Origin of the sequence: Niveispirillum sp., assembly GCF_017996735.1 — a bacterium.
In the GTDB taxonomy this organism is placed as follows: domain Bacteria; phylum Pseudomonadota; class Alphaproteobacteria; order Azospirillales; family Azospirillaceae; genus Niveispirillum.
On sequence record NZ_JAGOGJ010000103.1, the window covers coordinates 1 to 23,898 of the forward strand.

Genomic DNA, 23,898 nt, shown 5'->3' on the forward strand with positions numbered 1-23,898 from the left:
GCTTGGCGGTTTCCTGGGCGTGCGCCATTCCGGCACCCAGGGCAGCAGCGGGTGCCAGGGCCGCCGAACGGATGAGGAAATCACGGCGGCTGGGCGGGGGCTCCAGACGGGACATGGGCGTGATCCTTTCAGATCGATCCGGTTGGGGTTGGGCGGATGACGAAGGAGGTCACAGAGCCAACAACCAGAGGGGCGGTTCGTTCCCCCTTTATCGACCTATCGACCCTGAATGCAGGCCTGCAGCATCAGGGCACCCGCCGCCGTCCAGGGCACGGCGATCAGCGACAGGATGGCGGCAAGACGGGCGACGAGAACCACGAAGCCCCCCTCCCCGCCCGTCGGCAGCACCCCCAGCCGGGCGGCGACGGCCCCGCTCCGGAACGCCACGGGCGCAATGGCGATCAGCGCCAGCAGAGCCAGCCCCGCCAACCCCCATTGGGAAGCGACAGGCGACGCACCCTGGGCGCAGAGCAGGGTGTGGCCCCCATAGGAGAGCGTGAACTGCACGCCCCAGACGATCGGTCCCCAAAGCAGGAACAGCAGCGTACGGGTGATGGAGGGCGGATGATCTTTCATCACCCCGCCACCCGTGGAAAACCATGGACCAGCAACAGGCCCAGCAGCATCTGCCCAACCGTGTAATAGCAGAGCAAGGTGCAATTCTCGTATCCCACCCGCCGCACGCGGTCCAGGCGGCCGCACAGCATCCGCGCCATGGCGACGCCGAACAGGATCAGTTGCGCGATGACCACCTGCCCATCCAGCACCGAGGCCATAAAGACCAATGCACCATAGGCGCTGTCGGTGGGGCGCAGGCCGGTCTGCCACTGCGCCTGGATGTTCAGCCCGAAGGATGCCATCAGCGCCAAGGCCGCCAGCCCCAGCACCACGACCACCAGACCCGACCGCTGCCCCGACGGTGGCAGCAGGCGGCCAGCCCACCATGTCAATCCGGCCGATGCCAGGGCCAACCCGGCGACAGACAGCGTCCATTCCCCTGATGGTGGGGCAACCGCATGCGGCGGCCAGACCTCCGGCGACACAACCCAGAGATAGAGGTAAGAGAAGACATAGGCGAGGTAGAGCGATCCGGCGACCAGCATCAGCACCACCATGGCCCACCAGGTGTGAGAGGCAGGGCCGCTCATATAGCTGGGCACCTTCAACCCCGCCCCAATCTCCACCAGCCCCTTGTCGCCCTGCTTGTCCAGGCCCCAGGTCCAGACCAGACAGCCGATGATTGCCATCACCCCGCAGATGGCGGCCGGCACCACCAGCTTTACCGTCAGCAGCAGGAAGAACCCCGCCGTGCCTGCCGCCGCCACGACATGGGCGTAACCGGGGCCAGGCATGCGGATAATGTACTGGGGCTTTCCCTCCACCGGACTGGTGACCAGGGTCTCGCGCTCCCCCGTGGCGCTGTTGGGCAGAAAATGGCGGCCTTCCTGCACCTCCCGCGCCAGGTCTGGCTGATCCCACAATGGTTCGCGGCTGGTGACCAGGGGAATGCTGCGCGTGGTGTAGACATCGTTGGGCAGCCACTCCAACGTGGGTGCGCCCCAGGGATTGTCATTCCCCGCTCCGCCGCCAGCCAGCATCGGCCGGAAGCGGCGCGCCAGATCGACGATGAACAACAGGACGCCGGCCGCCAGGATGAAGGCACCCACGGTAGAGACCAGATTCAGCCAGTTCCAGCCGACATCGTCGCTGTAGGTCCAGACCCGCCGTGGCATCCCACGCAAGCCGGTCAGGTGCATGGGCAGGAAAGCGATATGGAAGCCGGCGAACATCAACCAGAACACCCACCTGCCCAGCCGCTCCGACAACTGGTTGCGGCTGACCATCGGCGCCCAGAAATAGAAGGTGGCGAACAGCGGGAAGACCATGCCGCCCATCAGCACGTAATGCAGGTGGGCCACGACGAAATAGGTGTCGTGAACCTGGAAATCCACCGGCACCAGCGCCACCATCACCCCCGTCACCCCGCCCATGGTGAAGATGAAGATGGCACCCAGCACGAACAGCGACGGGGTGTTGATGCGCAGCCGTCCCTTGGCGGCAGCGATGGTGGCAATCCAGGAGAACACCTGGATACCAGACGGAATGGCCACGGCCATGCTGGCGGCGGAGAAGAAGGCCAGGCTCAGCGACGGAATACCCGTCGTGAACATGTGATGGACCCAGAGCCCGAAGGAGAAGAAGCCCGTGCCGATCAGCGCCACGACGATCAGATCATGTCCGACAAGCGGCCGGCGCGCCATGGTCGACACGATCATGGAGACCAGGCCGGCGGCCGGCAGGAAGATGATATAGACCTCCGGATGGCCGAAGAACCAGAACAGGTGTTGCCACAGCAGCGGGTCGCCCCCCATCCTGGCGGTGAAGAACGGCCAGCCGAAGGCCCGGTCGATCTCCAGCAGCATGGTGGCCAGGATCACGGCCGGAAAGGCGAAGACGATCATCGCAGCGAAGATCAACATGGCCCAGGCGAAGATGGGCATCCGGGCCAGCGACATGCCGGGGGGCCTTGTCTTCAGCACGCCGACGATGATCTCGATGGCGCCGGCGATGGCCGATATCTCAATGAAGCCGATGCCCAGCAGCCAAAAATCGGCGTTGTCGCCAGGGGAGAACTCTATCAGCGTCAGTGGCGTGTACATGAACCAGCCGCCATCCGGCGCCAGATCGTAGAGGATGGTGGAAAAGAACACCGTACCGCCGATGACATAGGCCCAGACCGCGAACGCCCCCAGGCGCGGAAACGGCAGATCGCGGGCCGCCAGCATCTGCGGCAGCAGCAGCACACCCAGCGCCTCCATCGCCGGCACGGCGAACAGGAACATCATGGTCGTGCCATGCATGGTGAAAAGCTGGTTGAACAGGTCCTGGCTGACCAGATCGTTGCCCGGCATCGCCAGTTGAGCCCGGATCACCAGCGCCAGAACCCCCGCCAGGATAAAGAACATGAGCGCGGTGCCCATATAGAACATGCCGACCGTCGTATTGTTGACGTCGGAGATGATCCGCCAGCCGCGCGGGCGTGCCCAGATGCGGCGCAGTTCCGCCACCTCGCTTTCCGGGCGGTTGCCTTCATTGGGCAAGGCGGTGTCGGTCATCATCTACTCCAGCCCGTCCAGATAGGTTGCCAAAGCGGCCAGCGATGGCGGGTCCAGCATCTTGTATTCCGGCATGAAATTGCCGGGCTTGATGTGCTGGTTGTCGATCAGCCAGCTAGCCAGGGCCGCGCGGTCATTGGGCAGGGTCGCGGCGGCCAGGGAATGGCGGCTGCCGACATGGGTCAGGTCCGGCCCGGCCAGCCCGACGGCATCGGTGCCGCGCACGGTGTGGCAGGCGTCGCAGCCATTCTCGAAGAACAGCCGCCGCCCTTCCTGCGCCTGCGACCCGCGTGTCGGCGCGGCCGGTGCGGCTTCGGCCGCCAGCCAGGCATCATAATCGGCCGCCTCCATGGCCACGACATGCATGGACATCAGCGCATGCGCCCCACCGCAATATTCGGCGCATTGCGCCCGGCTGATGCCGGCGCGGTCGGCCTGGATGGTCAGGACATTGCTGCGGCCGGGGATCATGTCCAGCTTGCCGCCCAGTTGCGGCGCCCAGAAGCTGTGGATGACGTCATCGGTCTCCAGCAGCAAGGCCACGCGGCGGCCCACGGGAAGGCGCAGTTCATTGGCGCTGGTGATGCGGCTGCCGTCCGGCAGTTCATAGATCACATGCCACCACCATTGCTTGCCGATTATAGTGATGGTCGGACCCTCCGCCCCGGCGGATCGCGAGATGCCGCCCTGCATGACCACCAGCCCATAGAACAGCAGCAAACTGAGCGCCACGGTGGGAAAGATGATGCCGCCGGCCACGATCACGCGTTGCGAGGCGAGGCGCTGGCGGACCGGTGCCGGTCCGTACAGCGACAGCAGTAATAAAACCGCAACCAGCAGCGTCACGAAGATCGCCAGTCCGGCCGAGGTCCAGAACAATAGACCGATCTCCCGCGCCTCCGCCCCCGTCGGCGACAGGGCCGACTGGACGCCACCGCATCCCGCCAGCGGCAGAAGAAGGAATGCCCAGCACCTTCTCATGGCGCACCTTCTGCACCGGATGCGGATCGTCCCGCCAGCCAGGCCGTCACATCATCAATCTGCCGGTCGGTCAGGCGGGCGGCCACCGCCCGCATCATCTCCGCATGCGGCGTGCCGCCCCGCACCTTGTCGCGGAACAGGCGCAATTGCTGCGCCATATAGGGCTGGGACATGCCATCCAGGCGCGGAAACTGCGCGGATCGGCCGCCATCATGGCAGGACAGGCAGGCCCCGACATTCTGCTCGCGCAGCCCCCGTCTGGCGATCACCTCCCCCGCCGCCGCCTGACCCCGAACGGGCGGGGATGCCGTGATTGTCGGCATGCGGGCATAAGCATCCGCCAGTTCCCGAATGGTTTCCGGCGAAAGGGCAACGGAAACCGGCTCCATCATGCCGCTCTGCCGTTGGTCGGCGGCATATTCCGCCATGGCACGGACCAGATAGTCGCGGTTCTGGCCTTGGAGCGGTGGCGCCAAGTCGGACACGGGCGGCCGGCCTGCATCGCCATGGCAATTGGCACATAGCGCCAGCGTCGCCGCCCCGCCCGCAAAGGAGAAGCCGTCGCCCTCCCTCCCGGTCAGCGCCTCGTACCGCTCCACCGGCATGTCGGGCAACTGGCGCATGAAGGCGACGACGGGCCAGACCTCGTCATCGCGCCCCTCGCCCGGCCATTGCGGCATGCCGGTGAATTTCAGTCCGTGGCGCACGATCCAGAAAAGTTCGGCATTGTCCCAGCGCCCGACATTATCGCTCAGGGCCGGGGCTGCCGGATACATGCCGGCTGCGATGGGATTTTGTGTCTTGCCAGGCCCAGCATGGCAGGGCTGGCACCCCGCAGCGAAATGCCGGGCGCCCAGTTCCACCATGCCCGGGCGATCCAGCGACACAGGCTTGATCCCCAGGCTGTAGGTGGCGATGGACCGGTTCAATACCAGTTTCAGCAGGCGGTCGGTGAAGGCGAAATGCTGGGAAGAGGCGCCGACATTGTAGATGCCGGCCAGCACCACCAGCAGTCCGGCAAGCACGGCACCCAGTACAGTCAGAGCCATGCCGTGATGGAGGGGACGACGCCTGGTCAACATCTAGCCGGCGTCCCCACCATTCCTGGCGGGGCGCCAAGCGGTACTGTCGACGCGCCGCAGCCAGCGGCGGGCGGTGATGATGGCAACGGAGACATAGACCAGCGGACAGGCCGTCAGCATCAGCAGACCGGCAAATTGCTGATCCACCAGCAGCATCGGATCAACAGGACCCGCCATGGCGTAGATCGGGCGCGGCGCGAAGACCAGCAGCACACCCAGCAAGCAGAACAGCTTGCCGGTGATCAGCAAGGCCGGCAGCGGCTGCCACTCGCCCTGCCGCATGGCGGCAACGATGCCCGTCCAGAACCAGCAGGCGACAACGAAAAGCGACAGATGCATCAGCGCCATCAGCATCGGGCTGTGCATCGCCTGCTCCAGCACCACTGGCATGTGCCAGCCCCAGAGCAGTGTCATCTGACAGAAGGTCGCGGCCGGCAACCATAAGGGGGCACCGGTCACGGGCAGGAAACGCTGGGCCGCCAGGACCAATGCCGGGGCCAGCAGGTTCATCGCCACGATGTGCGATGTCATATGCGCGGTCAGAAATCCGCTGGTCATGGCCCCGCTCCTCATCCCCGATCCTTTCAAGGCCAACGGATTCAAGTGGATGAAGTTCCCCCCTAACCGGTGACGGGCCTGAAGCCTGGAAAAGCGCGGCCGCTTCCTCATCGGTCACCCGGCCGTTTCCATCCGGCAATGACGGCGAGAGGAAACCCGCGCCTCCGACACCTCGTCTCCCGATTGAACAATATCGATGCGGGGCAGCCATATCTTTTGGGAGTATCAGTAGTATGCCCCCGACTATAACCTGTACGCACTGGGATTCCGGAAAGTTTCCACGTAGTCTGCGGTGCCGTTTCCCGGCCCCACTGGCCGCAAACCACAGCAGGGTGCAATGACGAAAGCGCCGAATTTCCCCATCGTCGGCATCGGTGCTTCCGCGGGCGGCGTCAGCGCAATGGAGGGGCTTTTTCGGGGTATTCCGGCCAATTGCGGTATGGCCTTCGTTATCGTCACACATCTCAGCCCCGACCGGGACAGCATGCTGCACAAGGTGGTGGGACGGTATACCGACATACCGGTCATCGTCGCCGAGGACGGTATGGAAATCCGGCCCGACACCGTCCATGTGATGCCCCCCGGCGTCATCCTGAAGGTGGCCGATCGCAGATTGAAGCTGCTCCAGCCCGGCAATCCCAAGCGCGAGCGCAACCCCATCGACATCTTCTTCGCGGCATTGGCCGAGGATCATGGCGAATACACCGTCGGCATCGTCCTGTCCGGCGGAGATTCCGACGGGACCCTGGGTGTCAAGGTCATCAAGGAACATGGCGGCCTGACCATGGCGCAGACGCCGGATGATTGGGGGCCGCAACATCCCGACATGCCGCAGAGCGCCATCGGCACGGGCATCGTCGATGTCGCCGTGCCTGCGGCGGAGATGGGTGCCAAACTGGTGGAATTCGGGCGCAGCTTCCACCTGCTGGACGCGTTGGAGGATGACGATGACCGGGCGGCGGAGCAGGGCCTTCGCCGCCTGCAGGACGAGATTTATGCCATCCTGCGCAGCCATTCCGGCCATGATTTTTCCGGCTATAAGGTGAAGACCTTCCTGCGCCGCGTCCGGCGGCGCATGCAATTGACGCAGAAGCTTTCCATCGAAGCCTATCTGGAACTGCTCAGGGCGAGTTCCGACGAGGTGGGGGCCCTGTTCCGCGACCTTATGATCAACGTCACCAATTTCTTCCGTGACCCCGAAGCCTTCCGGATGCTGGAAGACACGATCATCCCGCAACTGTTCGCGGGCCGCGACGCCCATGACACGATCCGCATCTGGGTGCCCGGCTGCGCCACGGGCGAAGAGGTGTTCTCCATCGGCATGCTGATGCGCGAACATCTGGACAGGATGACATCAGCCCCGCGCGTCCAGATATTCGCCACCGACATCGACGACGACGCCCTGAGCGTGGCGCGAACCGCGCGCTACCCGGAACCTTTGCTGGCGGGTATATCGACGGAACGGCGCAAGCGTTTCTTCACCAATGACGGCAGCAGCTTCGTCCTCGCCAAGTCGGTGCGAGACCTCTGCATCTTCTCCGCTCACAGCGTCATTCGCGACCCGCCCTTTTCCCGCATGGACATGGTCTCCTGCCGCAATCTCCTGATCTATTTCGGGCCGGATGTGCAAAAGCAGGTCATCCCCACCTTTCACTATTCACTGAAACCGGGCGGCTTCCTGTTCCTGGGCACGTCGGAAAGCGTGGGCCCGCATGGCGACCTGTTCGTGCCCGTCGATAAGAAGCACCGTATCTTCAAGGCACGCGAACATTCCGTTCCCGCCCGGCCGCCAATGCATCTGAGCGCGTCGTCGGCGACGGGATATCTCAGCAACAATGACCAGCGCGTCAGGCGCACCATCTCCTCCACCTTGCGCCAGGCGGTGGAGACGCAGGTGCTGGAGCGGTTCGCTCCGGCGCATGTCGTCGTCAATGCCGAGGGCGACATCGTCTATTTCTCCGCCCGCACCGGCCGCTATCTGGAACCGCCGCCCGGCATGCCCAGCCGGCAATTGTTCGCGATGGCGCGCGGCAGCCTGCGTCTGGAACTGCGCAGCGCACTACGGGAAGCCGTTGAGGGGCGCCGCACGATCATCCGCCAGGCGGTCGCCATGGAAGAGGAGGATGACCGGATCCAACTGCTCACCCTGACCGTTGAGCCCATGGCCGGCCGCGGCGAGGCCGAGCCCCTGTTCCTCGTCCTGTTCGAACCGGTGGGCCCATCTCAGCCCAGGCTGGAGGCCTACCGGCTTCGTCATACCGACGGCGCTGGCCTGGAGGATCTGGAGCGGGAACTTCGTGACACGCGCGAGCGCCTGCAATCGACCGTGGAGGAATATGAGACCGCGCTGGAAGAACTGAAATCCTCCAATGAAGAGTTGATGTCCGTGAACGAGGAGGCGCAATCCGCCAACGAGGAGATGGAAGCCTCCAAGGAGGAGATGCAATCACTCAACGAGGAACTGAACACCATCAACACGGAACTGGTCCTGAAAATCGAGGAACTGGACCGTACCAACACCGACCTGAAGAACCTGTTCGAAAGCACGCGCATCGCCACGGTGTTCCTTGACATCAAACTGGTGATACGCAGCTTCACGCCGGCCGCATCCTCCTTCTTCAACCTGCTGCCATCCGACGTGGGTCGCCCCCTGACCGACCTCTCCACCCGGCTGGACTATCCCCAATTACGTGCCCATATCGACGAGGTCTTCACGTCGGGCCGGATGATCGAGCACCAGTTGTCGCGCGACAGCCAGGGTCATCATTATCTGGTGCGCCTGATCCCGTATCGCGACGAGGTGGAGCGGATTCAGGGCGTGGTCGTCACCTTCGTGGACGTGACCATCCTGGCCGAGGCGGAGGCCTATCAGCGCGTCCTGATCGGCGAACTGAACCATCGGGTGAAAAATGTCCTGGCGGTCACCATCAGCATGGCCAGCCAGACTCTGAAGGGCGCCACTTCCGTCCAGGCCTATGGCGCGACGCTGAACGGTCGTCTGCACGCCATGGCCCGATCCTACAACATGTTGTCGCGCGAGAACTGGAAGGAAATATCGGTCCGGGAAATCGTGCGGCAGGAGTTGGAGCCGTTCGGAATGGACCGCATCAATCTTACCGGTGACGACATCCAGTTGCCGCCCCTTCAGGGGCTGTCCCTGGGACTGGTCATTCATGAACTGGTCACCAACGCTGTCAAATATGGTGCCTTGTCCGTGGATACGGGTGAGGTGGCGGTCGACTGGTCCTGGTCGCAGACATTATTCAAACTGCATTGGCAGGAACAAGGGGGACCGGAACCGGTGGCACCGGAAAGCGACGGGTTTGGCCTGGCCCTGGTCAAGGGCGAGATCGAATACCGGCTGGGTGGCCGTATCGACGCCCGCTTTCTGACGGAAGGTCTGGACCTGCACCTCTCATTCCCGCTCGACCGTGGCGACTGATATCTGCCTTCCTGTTCGCAAAGGACGGATGGATGACACCGCCGACAAAGGAGCCGCCATGTCAGACATCCGATATACGGCCGTGGGCGCCGGCCGAGGCGGGCCGGGTCAAGGTAATCTTGGGGATACCCACACTGCCTCGGCTGGTGGGCGGCAAGCCTGCGGATAACCCTCATGTAATACCTTGTGTGGATGGCACGGCTTCGAAGCCATAATGGAAGGTGAAGTAGAGTTCGTTTCCACGGGGTCGGGAGCATCACGAAGCGACGAACAGGTAGGCCGCCCCCTTCAGCGGGATAGCCGTATGGAACGGGGACGGCGCACCGTCGATGCCGATGTCAAACAAGGTGACATTCCCACCTTCCTCGTTAGCGACTGCCAATTGCTGCCCGTCTTCGATCAGCAGACAGAAACGGGGAGATGCACCGCCGCTGGGCACATGCCGGAGCAGGTGGAGCGCCCCCGCCTCGTCCCAGGCGAAGGTTGCGATGCTGTCATGGCCACGGTTGGTGACATGCACGCGGGTGCCGACGTCGTTCAGCAGCAGGTGCCCGGCGAGGCTCTCCCCTTTCGCATCAGGGGCAAGGGTGGAAAGCATCCCCACGGGAGACAGGCACCCTTCGCGCACATCCAGCACAGTCAGGGTGCTGGCAAGTTCGGAAAGCAGCAGCGCTTGGGGCCGGGTCGGATGGAACAGCAGGTGGCGCGGGCCGGACCCGGCTGGCGTCTGAAAGGCTACCCTTCGTTCCCCCAGCGTCCCGGTGACCGGGTCCAGCGCATGGGCCAGCACCTCGTCGGTGCCCAAATCGATATGGTAGAGCCAACGCTGGTCGGGACTGAACAGCGCGCAGTGCGCGTGCGGTCCATCCTGCCGGTCCTTGACGGGACCGCTCCCCGCATTGCCGCGCACCTGTGGTGGTTCGATGGGCATCCCGGCCGCGTCCAGACGGAACAGGGCGATGTTGCCGCCGCCATAATTGGCGACGGCCAACAGCGTTTCATCGGCGTTCACGGCCAGATAGCAGGGTGCCTCACCGTGTGACGACACATGGGCCAGCGGGTACCAGCCCCCCTCCTCCCGGAACACGCCCACCGTCCCGGCCCCTTCATCGACGAGGTAATGGAGCTTGTGGCGCGGGGACCAGGCACCGAAGGAGGCGTTGCGGGCGCCGCCATGGGGATCGCCGGCCCTCCAGCCATGTGCGGCGGAGCGGTCGATGGCCTGCAATCCGGCCCCGCCCCGACCATCATAGGTTCCGGCATGAAGTCCCGGCATCTCCCGCTCCTCTGTTGGCCGGCGCCGCCACCTTACGCAGCCGGCCGCGCAGCAGCGCCAGCACGGCCGCCTCTTCCGGGCGCAGGGCGCCGATGTCGTCGCGCAAGCTCCGGTCCACCCGGCTCTTCACCGAAGGCAGGAAGGGTTCACCTTCCAGATAGGCTTCGATCACCTGGGGATGGACATAACATTTACGGCAGATGGTGACGGTATTGCCCAGCCGACGTGCCACATGTTCGATCGCCCGCCTGATATTGCGTTTGGCCTGGGCCTGACTGTCGATGCCGCCGAATTCCTTCAGGGCCAATGCCGCCAGCACCGTGCCGGCCCAGGTGCGGAAATCCTTGGCCGTGATGTCCTGTCCCGTGGCCGCGCGCAGATAGGCATTGACGTCCGCCGACGTGACGGCCTGTCGCTTGCCGTCAGCATCCAGATATTGGAACAGCCGCTGGCCCGGCAGATCCTGGCAACGGCGGACGATGGCGGCGATGCGCCGATCGCGGATGCCCAGGTTCCATTCCCGCCCGCTCTTGCCCTTGAAGCGGAAGCGCAACTGGTTACCCTCGATGGCGACATGGCGGTCGCGCAGGGTGGTCAGGCCGAAACTGCGGTTGCGGCGCGCGTAATCCTCGTTGCCCACGCGGATCAGGGTGGTTTCCAACAGATGCACAATAGTTGCCAGCACCTTCTCCCGCACCAACCCGCGCCGCGCCATGTCCCGGTCGATGCAGGCACGCAGTTCCGGCAGAGCGCGGGCGAAGGCCAGGACATGGCCATATTTCGCCTGCTCCCGGTTCTGGCGGAAGGCGGGATGGTAAAGATACTGCTTGCGCCCCTTGCCATCGCGTCCGGTGGCCTGAACATGGCCGGCCGGGTCGGGGCAAATCCAGACACCGGTCCAGGCGGGCGGGATGGCCAGGGCGCGGATACGGTCCAGCACCGGTTTTTCACGGATCGTCGCGCCACTAGGATCGCGGTAACTGAAGCCCTTGCCGGCGCGGCGCCGGGCGATGCCCGGCTCCTCATCGCTTACATAGACCAGATTGCCGGGAAGCGTCGCCATCATGCCGTTTCGGTTTCGATTGCCATCTGCATGGAAAACCGACGCACAGGGTTGACGGTTCCAGCCAGGGCAAAGAAAAATGTCGCCCCGGCCGGGAACCAGCACCTTGTTCGCTCATACGCTGAGAAGACCGCGGATGAAAGGCCCAAGCCGAACCTGCTGATCCGCGGCATCCTGCCCATTATCCCCTCAAGGGCGAACAGGCGCGAGACCATCCCGCATATGGTTGAAGACTACCCAGACCGCGGTCTCCAATCCTGATCGATCCACCGCTCTCCAGCGATCTTCATCGGCACTCAGCACCCGAAATCATCATAGGCGATCCGATCGCGCGGTACGCCCGCCTTGCGCAGCATTTCCAAGGTCGCCTTCAGCATGGCCGGCGGCCCGCAGATCAGGAAGTCGCAGGATTTCAGGTCGCGGTGGCGGCTGATATGCTGGGTCCGCACCACCTCATGGATCATCCCCCGGGGCCCACGCCAGCCGTCGGCCTTATCCGGGGCCGACAAGGCGACGGTCCAGGTGAAGTTGGGGTACGCGTCCCCCAGCCGTTCGAACTCGTCCCGATAGAGAATGTCACGCGCGGCGCGGGCACCGTACCAGAAGGAAATCCGCCGTCCGCTGCCCTTGTGCAGCAGTTCATCGCGGATGATGGCACGCAGCGGCGCCATGCCGGCGCCCCCGCCGATCAGCACCAGTTCCCTGTTACCCTCCGTGGCGGCGAAACTGCCGTAGGGACCGAAGAAGCGCACAATGTCCCCCGGACGCAGGCCAAAGACATAGCTGGAACCGGCACCACAGGGAGCACCGGATGCGGACGGCGGCATGAAACGGACATTCAATACCAGTTCATCCGTCACCTCCCCCGGATATGTCGCCAGGGAGTAGGAACGGCGCACACCGCCGGGATGGTTGATCCTTTCGGGCACGCCCAGTCCTTGCCAATCCGCCTGCCATTGCTCCGGCACCTCAAACAGGTCGGGGTCGATGACATAGGCGGGAATGGCAAGCTGGATGAATTGTCCGGCGTGATGCGGCGGCACGGTGCCAGCGGCCATACGCAGCCGGACCTCCTTGATCATGGGGCTGAGATACCGCACCCCGACCACATGGGCAACATGGCCCTGGCTGTCCAGCGCCTGGTCCGGCACGGTTACCACTGCCCCTGCCGCCACCACATGACGGCAGGCCAGACGCGCGCCCTTGTCCAGTTGTTGCCGGGACAGATGCTGTCGGTCGGCATCGCTGACGGCGGCATCCTTGCCCAGCGTCACCCGACACAGGCCACAGCTTCCCCCACCGCCACAGTTGGAGGGCAGCCGCACGCCCACCCCCGCCAGGGCATCGAAATAGCTTGTCCCCTCCGGCAGGGACAGGGCCCGGGTCGCACCGGCATCGGTCCGCAGGGTCACGGCAGCCCCGTGGCCCCGCAGACGCCGGAAATACAGGGCGAGGTTGAAGTCCTGGCGGCTGAAACTGTCATAAACCAGGAACAGGCCGGACACCGCCAGCCAGAGGGCCGCCACCGCCGCCAGAATGATCAGCGGATGATTGAAACTCTCCCGCTCTGAATAGTCCATGATGTGCAGCATCCAGGCGATATCCCAGAGCCGCCAACTGTCATTGCGCCGTTCCAGAACACGACCCGTCTCGGCGGAGATATAGAGGGTGGTGTTGTCGGCATCGGCGAAGGCGACACGCCACATCGGCCCTTCATGCTTGCGGCTTTCCAGGTTTGGGCCAGCCAGCCGCTCCACACTGCCGATACCGGCTGTCCCGGCATAATCCTGCCCGGCAATTTCCCGGGCCAGCGGCTCGGTGATCTCCACCCGCGACCCATCGGTTGCGGACAGAAGCCGGACCCCGTTTGCAGTCTGAACCTCGTAAACGAAACGTCCGGCCAGGGGGCGGAGGCGCAAGGCGTTGATCGGGCCGGCCAACCTGCTGCGTATCTCCGGCAGCGACAGCACAGTCGCTTCGGCCGACAATAGGGGTGCGGTCACGCTGCGCCTTGTATGATCACCGCTGACAGCGTGGTGGTCGAGAAACGCCATGGTCGCCCCGCTCAGCGCCCAGAGCGCGAACTGGACGCCCATCAGCAGGCCAACCCATTTATGGAACCAACGGAATGTCTGAAGCATCGCGGACTCCCCCTCAGCGAGCGGCAGCCGCGCGACGGCGGCGGAAACTGTAGAAAAGCAGCCAGACGCCACTGAGCATGACGATGGACGCCGCAACGGTGGCGACCCGCACGAGCGGATTGTTCACATCCTCGCGCTCCACATAATCCATGATGTGGAACATCCAGACGAAATCGAAGGTGCGCCAGAGATTATGACGACGGGCCAGCAGGTCGCCCGTGACGGGCGAAATGTAAAGTGTATGGTCGTTCCAGCCTTCGAACCGCACCTGCCAGACCGGCACGGCACGGCCCCTTATCTCCGACGGCACATCGGTCAGCAGACTGACAGCACTGACCTCGGCCTTGCCGGTATAGAGCGTGCGGGCCAGCCTTGCAGCCTCGGCATCGGACAGCGGCGCGCGCTCCGCGCCGGTCACGGCATTGACCAGCGTCACCCCGCCACGATGTTCCACAACGTAATAAGGCTCATCCAGCACCATCTTCAGCCGCACGGCGCGGACATCGCCATAGGCCTGCCGGACCTGATTGATGTTGACCTGCACCTTGTCCAGAGCCAAGGGCGATGGGGCCCCATGCGGATGGGCGAAATGATCGCCATGAATGATCTCGAGGGGGACGGCAACCATGTAAAGACCGCTGATCGCCCAGATCAGGGCCTGTATCCCGATCAGCAGGGCCAGCCATTTATGCGTCTTCCTGGCAACGGAAGCGGGGCGCATTCATGCCTCCAGAACAGAGCGAAAAGAGTCCGCCGCCCCGCCCCTTCAGGCGCGGGGCGGCGGAAGCCGGATCAGAAACGGTAGGTCATGCGGACATAGCCCCGACGCCCCAGCAGGTCATAGGTCATGGTGTCGGTATTGCCATCCGTCCAGCTTTTGATGAACGGCGCATCACGATCGAACAGATTGTCGATACCGACCGCAATACGCGCCCCATCCACAACCTCATAACTGGCCTGAATGTTGTGATAGAAGACATTCGGCGTGCGATAGCCGATGTCGGTCGGCGCCGCGTTGAAATCCGTGGCCTTGCCGATCCACTGCACCGAGTAGGTGGCGTTCCACTTCTCGTCCGACACGGTGCCGGACAGATTGGACCGCCAGTGCGGGAAGCCGCCATTGCCACCGCCGATATGTCCGTCAAAGATGATCGGGTCGGCGCCCTTGAACGGGGTGATGGTGTACTTGTCCAGATAGGTGGCGTTCCAATCCAGCGCCAGGCCCAGATCGGCCAGTTCGAACTGATACATCAGACCGAAATCAAAGCCGCGCATCTTTTCCCGACCCGTATTCACCGGCTGGGCCGACAGGAAGTTGACCTCTCCCGTCAGCGCGTTGCGTGTGAAATGCTCCGACGCGCAGAATGGATGGTTCAGGCCCGCCGCATTGTAGCAGACCGCCAGTTTGGTCGATCCGGGGATGGACCGGATGGCGTCCTTGATGCGGATGTCGAACAGGTCGGCGGTGAAGGTCAGCCCCATCACGAACGCCGGCTCGACCACCGTACCGACGGTGAAGCTGTCGGAGGTTTCCGGCTTCAAGGCGCTGTTGCCACCCACCGTGGTCAGGATGGTATTGCCCAATTGACGGAAGCCGGCAGGCACGCCGCTGGCCCGGCAATTGGCCGCCACGACGGAGGTGGCGGGCAATGAAGCATAGTTGGAACAGGGGTCGGTGGTGGTCAGGTTGCCTTCCGACACGCCGCCGAACAGTTCCGGCACATTGGGGATGCGGAAAGCGGTGCCATAGGTGGCACGCAGACGCACACTGTCGATGACCTGCCAGTCCAGGCCAGCCTTGTAATTGTCCGAACTGCCGAACAGGTCATAGTCGGAATAGCGGGCGGCCGCGTTCAGTTCCAGCCGCCGCACAAGCGGCATATCGGCCAGCAGCGGCACCTGAAGTTCCAGATAGGCCTCCTTGGCCTTCACCCGTCCCGCAATCGGGTCCTGCTGGTTGGTGTTGGCGATGCCCAGTACGGTCAGCGCGTCGGGATCACGCCAACCCTTGTCCTTACGCCAGGCCAGACCCGTGGCGAAGCCCACATCGCCGGCCGGCAGTTCGAACAGCGAACCGGTCAGGTCGAAGGTGCCGCTGATCTGTTCATTCCCGCCGCTGTCCCGGCTGGTATAAAGGATATAGTCCAGCACCTGGGGCGTCAGGTCACCGGCACCCAGATAGTCGCCGCAGGGGATAGCGGCACCCGCGGCACTGCTGCAGACGGCGGTGTTGAGCGTCTGGCGAACGCGGTCGAGGTTGGCGACGTTGGTCGACCCGTCCACGCCCTTGTTGCGACCCCAGTTGAAGGCCGCCTCCCAGCGCCAGCCATTGGCGAAACGCCCGTCCAGGCCGAGCACGGCCCGCCAGGTATCGACATCCTGATAGAATTCACGCGGTCCCGGCTCGGCCAGGCGGCGCCCCTGGATGGTCAGGGTCTGCCCCGTGGGATTGGTCGGATTGCTGGCCGCGACTGTCAGGTTGCGCAGGGTGCCGGGCGTGGCGATCTGATTGGATTGCCGGTTGGTGAACATGAGTTCGCTGAACAGCCGCACCTCATCCGACAGGTTCAGATGGCCGAACATGTTGGCGGAGACGCGTTCGATCGGATTGACGGCATTCAGGAACGGGTTGGAATTGAAATTATGCTTGGCCCCGGAATAGGGCTCATAGAAATTACCGTTGCCGCCCGGCGTCTGGTTGAAATTGATGCTCTGTCCATTGGGCAGCAGCGCACGGCCGCCGATGGTGGACGAACTGCCAACGCAGACAAGCTGCCCCCCGCTTTCGCCCAGACCACAGGGCTCGCGATCGGCCAAATTGACAGCGTCGGATTTGTAATAGCTGAAGGTCGCGACCACAGATCCCTTGTCACCGGCGGTGCCCCAGGTCAGGTCCGCACTTTTCTCTTCGCCATCGCCTTCATCGGTGAGGCCATATTTACCCGACACCTCCACCCCGTCGAAATCAGTGCGGGTGACGATGTTGACCACACCCGCCACCGCATCGGCGCCATAGATCGCGGACGCGCCATCCTTCAGCACATCAATACGCTGAATGACCGACACCGGGATGGTGTTCAGGTCGGGAGCCGAATTGGCACCCGTGCCGCCCGCCACCACGCGGCGACCGTTCAGCAGCACCAGTGTGCGGTTGATACCCAGGCCGCGCAAATTCACCTGCGCCGTGCCATAGCCGTTATTGGCCCAATAGGCATTGGTCTGGTTTCCCGCAAAGCCGGCGCTGGCCGGCAGGCGCTGCAGCAGCGTTTCGATGCTGGTCACGCCCGTATTCTGTATCGCTTCGGCCGTCAGAACATTGGCCGGACCAACGCCCGCAATGTCCTGCCGGGCAATGCGACTGCCCGTCACGACGATTTCGTCCAGCGTGCGGCTGTCCTGTGCCTGTGCCGGGGCGGCGAGCACGCCCGTGGCCAGTGCTGTTGCGAAAAGAAGATTCCCCGTAACTTTGGTCATGTTTTGAAGTCCCTGTTCCAGAGGGCGGAGGTTCCGTGCCGCGATCCGCGCCCAATGGCGGAACCGGTCAGCGTGCCGGATTGGCCCCGCTATAGAAATTAAGATGAATCCCCAATCCGTCCGGTTGCCGCCGCGACTCCGGAAAGAGAAACGACGGTATACTCCGGTGAATATCGACCCGTTTATTTTCAAATGTCCGGGGCGTTTCCTGATTATCGGGCATTTTTCAGGCAAATCGGTTCCTTTCACGCCATTTTGCTTGGCATGTTAAGCAACACCGTTGCGCTGCGACATTCGCCGGGAAGTCGGAAATGGAAGGGGTGATTGCCCAGGCAGAAACCCGGACAGGACCGTGCGCACAGGGCGCACCTGTCCAATGGTCAGCCGGCTACCGGCGGTCTGAGGTCGGGTGCATGGCGAATACCCGCCATCACCATGGCCTCCGCAGGCATGCGGCTGCTGTTCTCATGTTGAGGCAGCACCACCGCCACACCAGTCGGCAACCCTGCAAGGCCCGTCAGGCAATGGATCACGCCACAGCAGGAACCGCCATCGGTACAATCGACCGGGCATTCACCGTCTGCCTGCATATCACCAGCCATCAGCGGGTGTTGATCAAGACTGCGTTGTTCCACGGTCTGATCATGGCGTTGTGCGATGGTGGAAGAATCATGGGGCGCATTGGCGCTGGCCGAGCCGGAAATGGCAATGACAAGCGCCATGGTCAGGGCGGCAAGCCCGACCAGACACCAGCGTCGCATCATTTCCATTCTGTCCGCCAAGTCCCGCCCCCCCAGGCTGGTTTGAACTTAGACCCAATGAATACAATGCGATGTTAGACCGTCACCCATGATGCGTCAACTGTCCGGCGCCAGCCCCCCGTTTTCCATTGGAAGCGCACCATACTTGTGTTGGGGAAGACGCAAGCTCAATCGCTGCGCACGCTTCATCCGAAGCCAGAAAATGTACCGCATTCATTCTTCCAAGGCAGAGCCAACTGAACCGCACCGCAATGGCGCCTGCCTGTTTACCCGCATTTCCCCGTTTCGACCCGCCGGAGGCGATGCTGGCGGGTCGTTCGTTGCGTACGCTGCGGTGATCGCCCGTTGCTGCGGGGACGGACAGAAATAAACGGGGGAGAGGATGCTGAGTGATTTCCGGTTCGACCGGCTGTTCATCAATGGTGAATGGGTCGCCCCGTTGGATGGGGGTGTGCGCGGCAGCATTGATCCTGCCACGGGCCAGCCCTGGGGCGATGTCGCCTATGGCGGCAAGGCGGATATCGACCGCGCCGTGGCGGCGGCCCGCACGGCGTTCGACGGGCCGTGGCGCCGGATGCCGGGCTGGGAGCGTGCCGCCATCCTGCGCCGCTTCGCCGACCTGTACGCCACGCAGGTGGAAGCCCTGGCCCGGATCGAAAGCCGGGACAATGGCCGCGCCATCCGGGAATCGCGTGGCGATATCGGGCTGCATGCACAATATTACCATTGGTTTGCTTCGCTGGCCGACAAGCTGTCGGGCCGTACCATCCCCATGGATGACAGCGTTCATGCCTTCACCACCCGCCTGCCCGTCGGGGTAGTGGGCACCATCACACCATGGAACGTGCCGTTGATGGCGGCAGCCTGGAAACTGGGGCCGGCGCTGGCGGCGGGATGCACCGTCGTGCTGAAACCCGCGGAGCAGACCCCGGCTTCGTCGCTGGCCCTGGCCCGCATCTTCGAAGCGGCCGGCTTCCCGCCGGGCGTGGTCAATGTCGTGCCGGGCGACGGGCCGGTGGCGGGCGCGCATCTGGTGGCCCATCCGGGCGTCGACAAGATCGCCTTCACCGGCGAGGGGGCAACCGCGAAGAATATCCTGAAGACCGGTGCCGACACGCTGAAGCGCTTCAGTTTTGAGTTGGGCGGCAAGGCCCCGCACATCATCTTCGCCGATGCCGATGTCGAACAGGCGCTGAATGCCGCGACGGGATCTGCCTGGGCGCTGTGCGGGCAATCCTGCGCCCTGGGTTCGCGCATCCTGGTGGAACGCCCCATCTATGACCGGGTGGTGACGGCGTTCAGGGAACGGGCGTCGCGCGTGCGGGTCGGCATGCCGCTGGACCCCGCCACCCATATGGGTCCGCAGGCTCATCAGCAGCAGTTGGACAAGACTCTGTCCTATGTCGATATCGGCCGGCAGGAGGGGGCGGAACTGGTGGCCGGCGGGTCGCGCCTGACCGCGCCTGGTCTGGCCGGCGGCTATTTCGTGGAGCCCACGGTGTTCGCCGGTGTGGCGCCGACCATGCGCATCGCGCAGGAGGAGATCTTCGGGCCCGTCGCCGCCATCATTCCCTTTGACGGGGAAGATGAGGCCGTATCCATCGCCAACGGCACGCCCTATGGCCTGGCCGCCGGGCTGTGGACGTCGGACACCGGCCGCGCGCATCGCGTCGCCAACCGGATTGAGGCCGGTATGGTCTGGGTCAACACCTATCGCTATATCCGCTGGTCCACCCCCTATGGCGGCGTGAAGACCAGCGGCTGGGGCCGCGAGAACGGGATCGAGGCGCTGGACAGCTACCTGGAAACCCGCACCACCATCATCTCGACGACCGGGCGCTTCGCCGACCCGTTCGCGGCGTAAGGGAGGACATAAAATGCGCCTGAAGGGCAAACTCGCCATCGTCACCGCCGCCGCGTCCGGCATGGGCCGGGCCGGCGTGGAACGGTTCGTGCGTGAAGGGGCGCGCGTCGCCGCCATCGATATCAGCCCCGCCGCCCTGGACCAGTTGGTCGCCGATTTCGGTGCCGACAAGGTGCTGCCCATCGTCGCCGACCTGTCCACGGCGGACGGGGCGCGGGACAGCATCGACCAGGCCGTGGCGGCCCTGGGCGGGGCCGACATCCTGTGGGCCCATGCCGGCATGCCGGGGCCGGCGTCGGTAGAAAATCTGGACATTGAGGCATACCGGAAGGCCATGGATCTCAACGTGACCTCGGCCACGCTGGGGGCGGGACAGGTGGCGGCCCATATGCGGCAGCGCGGTGGCGGGGCCATCGTCTTCACCTCGTCGATCTCCGGCCTGGTCGGATCGATGATGAGCCCGATCTATTCGGCGGCCAAATGGGCGGTGGTGGGCCTGACCAAGTCCCTGGCTCTGGCCCTGGCAGCCGACAATATCCGCGTCAATGTCGTCTGCCCCGGTCTGGCCGACACGCCCATGAAGATCGGTTTCACCGGTCGCAACGGTGATCCGGCAGAGGCGGCGGCGAACGAGGCCAAGGTTGTGGGGGCTGTCCCCATGGGCCGTCTGGTCAAGCCGGGGGAAGTGGCCGATGCGGTGCTGTGGCTGGTGTCGGACGAGGCCAGCTTTGTCACCGGCGTAGCCTTGCCCGTGGATGGCGGCTTCACAGCAAGGTGAAACTTGTCCTCAAGCGCCGGCGCCGCATCCGCGGCTTGGCTTCACGGCGCACCTGCGCCGCGGCGGCGGTCGCCGCCGGAGCGGTTTCCGGTTTACCGAAAACCGCTCTGAGCCCGTCTTTACAAAAGGCTGGGTCATGGCATCAATGGATACGGAGGGGACGGGCGGCCTGCTGGACGCCACCCCCATGCATTGGCGGCAATGGGTGGTCGTCGTGCTGTGCATCGCGCTGAACGCGCTGGACGGGTTCGACGTGCTGTCCATCAGCTTTGCCGCACCCGGCATCGCGGCGGAATGGGGCATCGACCGAGGGGTGCTGGGCATCGTCCTGTCCATGGAACTGCTGGGCATGGCATTGGGATCGGTGCTGATCGGCAATCTGGCCGACCGCATCGGGCGACGGCCCACCATCCTGGCCTGCCTCGCCCTGATGGTGGCGGGCATGGGGCTGTCGGCGACGGCACAGGATGTCACGTTCCTGTCGGTGACGCGGCTGGCCACGGGACTGGGCATCGGCGGCATGATCTCCGCCACCAGCGCCATGGTGGCCGAATTTTCCAATGCCCGGCACCGCAGCATGAACATGGTGCTGAACATCGCCGGATATTCAGCCGGGGCCATCCTGGGCGGTCTGGTCGCGGCGGCCCTGCTGGAGCGCACGGGCGACTGGCGCAGCGTGTTCCTGTTCGGGGCCGGCGCGACGCTGGCCATCCTGCCTTTGCTCTTCTTCTTTCTGCCTGAATCCATCGACAGCCTGATGGCCCGGCGGCCCGCCAATGCTCTGGATCGCGTCAACCGCACCCTGCGACACCTGGGTCGCGATCCGCTGGCGGGATTGCCCGAGCCCGTTACCGGGGCGGTTAAACCGTCACCCATTGCCCTTTTCCAGGGCGGGCACACGCGGATCACGCTGCTGCTGACCGTCGCGTATTTCGCGCAGATCATGCTGTTCTATTTTGTGCAGAAATGGGTGCCCAAGATCATCGTCGATATGGGCCATAGCCCGGCCGAGGCCAGCCGCGTCCTGGTCGCCGCCAATATCGGGTCGCTGACCAGCGCCGTGCTGATCGGGTTGGCATCACAGAAATTGCCGCTGCGCCCGCTGGTGATGGGATCGATGGTGGCAGGGTTCTTCGCCATCGCCCTGTTCGGGTCCGGCCTGTCGGGGCTGGGGACCCTGTCGCTGGTGGTGGCGGTGGCCGCCTTCTGCATCAATGCCGGGGTGGTGGGCCTGTACCCGATCATGGGCGCGGCCTTCCCCGCCCCTCTCCGGGCCGGCGGCATCGGTTTCGTCATCGGCGTGGGGCGTGGCGGATCGGCCATCGGCCCCATCCTGGCCGGCGCCATGTTCGCGGCCGGCAGCGGGTTGTTGCCGGTGACACTGGCCATGGGGGCGGGCGGGCTGATCGCCGCGCTGATGGTGTGGCTGCTGGTGCGGCGGAATTGATCGACGGCGTCAAAGGGCGACCGGCATCACCGCCGGCCGCTTGCCCGCACCGGGGATCAGACCGCGTTCGGCCGACACCCGCACGGCATCACGGCGTTTGGAAACACCGATCTTGCGGAACAGGGACTTCAGCCGATATTTGACCGTGTCCGGCGACATGCCGATCAGGCGCGCGATCTCCTTGTTGGAATGGCCCTGACACAGCAGATTCAGCACCTCCGCCTCCGCTTCGTTGAACAGGCCGGGGGCGGTGATGTTGTTGCGGCAGGCCAGCACCGACTTGGCCAGCACCTTCAGGAACTGGCCGCGGAACCGGTCCACCTGTGCGCCATCCTCCATAGCTTCGTCCAGGCTGGGCTGCACGAAGCGGCGGGCTTCCACGAAGGGGCGGATGATGTTCTGGAACATGGCGATACCCACGGCATCATCGAAACAGGTCCGCGCCTCCTCCCCCCGGCCCAGGGCGCGATGGCCGAAGGCGGCCAGGATATTGATATCGATCAGCAGGCGGCCCGCCCCCCGCTGATCCGCCCAGCCACGCAGCAGCGATAGTTCCGTCATGGCCGGTGCGACATCACCCGACAGCAGGTTCAGCTTCACCCGCGCCAGCGACGCCGCCACCGCCACGGGCCGGTAGAGCGGCGATTCCGCCGTCGCCATCGCCGCCAGCCCGTCAATCCCCGCCGCCCCGGCCGCCGCGATGGCCGCATCCAGCCCGGCGCCATGCACGATCAGCAGTTCCACCTCTGCAATGTCGGCCAGCTGTTCCAGTTGCCGGAGCCGGCGGCGCGCCGCGGTACGCCGGGCGCGGGCAATGACGTCCCATGCCTCGTCGAACGCCCCCTCCCCGGCCAGCGCCTTGGCCTCGGTGAAATAGGCCACGGCATAGACATCAACCCAAGCGTCAGACTGCTCCATGTGCGGCAGGGCCCAATCAAGCAGGGCACGGGCGTCGGCCACATGGTCCTGCTCATAAAGGAGTTCAGCCTGGAAGGCGGCGCAATTGGCGGCCAAGTCGGAATGGTCGCCGAAATGATCGACGATCTCCTGCCTGGCGGCGGCCAGGATGGTTTCCGCCTCCTTCGACCTGCCTTGCGCCCGCTTGATGCGGGCCTCCAGGAACCGGGTGAAGATGTCGCTATAGAGCGAGCCGAAGGCCCGGTAATGTTCGCGCGCCGCCAGGGTGGGCTGCAAGGCGCGCTCCAACCAGCCACCCTCGAAATATTTCGCGGCCAGCGTCTCGCTGATATTGGCCAGAACCAGATGGTCGTTGGCCGGCAGCTTGCGCAGCAGCGCCTCACGCGCCAGCAGATCATCAAAGGTCGCGGGCTGATTCTCGTAATCGGTCAGCGTATCACCGACTACCTGAATTTCCGTGCGCAGGTCGGCGGAAAGCGCTGCCTCCTCCATGCGCCCAGCAAAGGCGTCGAAGGCGACGCGGGCCGCCCCCAGCTCGCCCAGCTTCATCTGCAGATAGACATGCGCCAGCACCAGCCGGGGCCGGGCATGGACCACGGCACGGGGCAGTTGCGCCAGACCGCGCGCTATGACCCCCTGCATCCCCTGTGGGATCAGGCGCCAGCCGCCCGCCTCTTCCAATATCTCCGCCAGACGTAAATGGTCGCCGGCCAGGATGGCGTGGTTGACGGCGTCTGCCACCTGTCCGCGCTGCGCGAACCAGTCGGCGGCCCGACGTTGCAAAGCGGCAAACAGCACAGAATCCGACCGTTCCAGACGGTCGCGCAGATATTCGGCAAAAAGCTGGTGATAGCGGTACTCACGCCGGTCAGGGCCCACGGATGTGAGGAACACGCCCTGCTGTTCCAGCCGTTCCAGCACCATCCAGCCATCCGACCGGCCGCAAAGCAGATTGACCAGATCACCGGTCAGCCGGTCCAGAAGGGCGGTGCGGATC

Annotated in this window: 17 protein-coding genes; 4 read left to right on the plus strand and 13 right to left on the minus strand. The window is 64.4% G+C overall.

The genetic code is table 11. The annotated features are described in order from the left end of the window. The 6 genes from KBA48_RS33075 to KBA48_RS24235 all read right to left on the minus strand — a co-directional run. On the minus strand, nt 1–115 hold a 115-nt coding region (locus tag KBA48_RS33075; protein WP_367273870.1), incomplete at its 3' end, for a twin-arginine translocation signal domain-containing protein. A 101-nt stretch (nt 116–216) separates the two neighbouring features. After that, nucleotides 217–576, minus strand: a complete 360-nt coding sequence (locus KBA48_RS24215; protein WP_292911247.1) for a hypothetical protein — start codon at nt 574–576, stop codon at nt 217–219. Next, entirely contained in the window at nt 576–3,119 is a 2,544-nt protein-coding gene (locus tag KBA48_RS24220) for a cbb3-type cytochrome c oxidase subunit I (protein ID WP_292911249.1), read from the minus strand. Before KBA48_RS24220 ends, KBA48_RS24215 begins: the two co-directional genes overlap by 1 nt. Further along, nucleotides 3,120–4,097: a c-type cytochrome gene (locus KBA48_RS24225; protein ID WP_292911251.1), complete on the minus strand. Its 978-nt coding sequence runs from the start codon at nt 4,095–4,097 to the stop codon at nt 3,120–3,122. It lies immediately after the preceding gene. Beyond that, the gene (locus KBA48_RS24230) at nt 4,094–5,179 is read right to left on the minus strand and encodes a c-type cytochrome (protein WP_292911253.1); all 1,086 of its coding nucleotides are present in this window, start codon (nt 5,177–5,179) and stop codon (nt 4,094–4,096) included. Before KBA48_RS24230 ends, KBA48_RS24225 begins: the two co-directional genes overlap by 4 nt. After that, on the minus strand, nt 5,180–5,737 hold the full coding sequence (locus KBA48_RS24235; RefSeq protein WP_292911255.1) for a cytochrome c oxidase assembly protein: 558 nt from the start codon (nt 5,735–5,737) through the stop codon (nt 5,180–5,182). It abuts the gene before it with no gap. A gap of 337 nt (nt 5,738–6,074) precedes the next feature. On the opposite strand from KBA48_RS24235, the gene KBA48_RS24240 reads away from it, so the two are divergent. After that, a complete protein-coding gene (locus KBA48_RS24240) occupies nt 6,075–9,179 on the plus strand; it encodes a CheR family methyltransferase (RefSeq protein ID WP_292911257.1) in 3,105 nt (1,034 codons plus the stop codon). Nucleotides 9,180–9,435: 256 nt separating this feature from the next. On the opposite strand, the gene KBA48_RS24245 is transcribed toward KBA48_RS24240, so the two are convergent. From KBA48_RS24245 to KBA48_RS24270, 6 genes are all read right to left on the minus strand, one after another. Further along, nucleotides 9,436–10,455 (minus strand): beta-propeller fold lactonase family protein, encoded by a 1,020-nt coding sequence (locus KBA48_RS24245; protein WP_292911259.1) that lies wholly within the window; start codon nt 10,453–10,455, stop codon nt 9,436–9,438. Then, nucleotides 10,427–11,521, minus strand: a complete 1,095-nt coding sequence (locus KBA48_RS24250; protein WP_292911261.1) for a DNA topoisomerase IB — start codon at nt 11,519–11,521, stop codon at nt 10,427–10,429. The genes KBA48_RS24245 and KBA48_RS24250 overlap by 29 nt, the downstream gene beginning before the upstream one ends. Before the next feature lie 293 nt (nt 11,522–11,814). Further along, complete coding sequence (nqrF, locus tag KBA48_RS24255) at nt 11,815–13,659, minus strand: NADH:ubiquinone reductase (Na(+)-transporting) subunit F (RefSeq protein ID WP_292911263.1); 1,845 nt, start codon at nt 13,657–13,659, stop codon at nt 11,815–11,817. Nucleotides 13,660–13,672: 13 nt separating this feature from the next. Further along, entirely contained in the window at nt 13,673–14,380 is a 708-nt protein-coding gene (locus KBA48_RS24260; protein ID WP_292911265.1) for a PepSY domain-containing protein, read from the minus strand. Between the two features lie 71 nt (nt 14,381–14,451). Continuing rightward, a complete protein-coding gene (locus tag KBA48_RS24265; RefSeq protein WP_292911267.1) occupies nt 14,452–17,133 on the minus strand; it encodes a TonB-dependent receptor in 2,682 nt (893 codons plus the stop codon). A gap of 380 nt (nt 17,134–17,513) precedes the next feature. Continuing rightward, entirely contained in the window at nt 17,514–17,903 is a 390-nt protein-coding gene (locus KBA48_RS24270; protein ID WP_292911269.1) for a hypothetical protein, read from the minus strand. Nucleotides 17,904–18,276: 373 nt separating this feature from the next. Here KBA48_RS24270 and KBA48_RS24275 point away from each other — a divergent pair, with 373 nt between their 5' ends. The 3 genes from KBA48_RS24275 (at nt 18,277) to KBA48_RS24285 (ending at nt 21,983) form a co-directional block, all read left to right on the plus strand. Continuing rightward, nucleotides 18,277–19,758: an aldehyde dehydrogenase gene (locus KBA48_RS24275; protein WP_292911271.1), complete on the plus strand. Its 1,482-nt coding sequence runs from the start codon at nt 18,277–18,279 to the stop codon at nt 19,756–19,758. Nucleotides 19,759–19,771: 13 nt separating this feature from the next. Continuing rightward, nucleotides 19,772–20,536 (plus strand): SDR family NAD(P)-dependent oxidoreductase, encoded by a 765-nt coding sequence (locus tag KBA48_RS24280; RefSeq protein WP_292911273.1) that lies wholly within the window; start codon nt 19,772–19,774, stop codon nt 20,534–20,536. 136 nt (nt 20,537–20,672) lie between these two features. Then, nucleotides 20,673–21,983, plus strand: coding sequence for an MFS transporter (locus KBA48_RS24285; RefSeq protein ID WP_292911275.1), 1,311 nt, complete (start codon nt 20,673–20,675; stop codon nt 21,981–21,983). Between the two features lie 9 nt (nt 21,984–21,992). Here the strand turns inward: KBA48_RS24285 and KBA48_RS24290 are convergent. Continuing rightward, nucleotides 21,993–23,898, minus strand: a 1,906-nt coding sequence (locus KBA48_RS24290; protein ID WP_292911277.1) for a LuxR C-terminal-related transcriptional regulator, incomplete at its 5' end; no start/stop codon positions are given.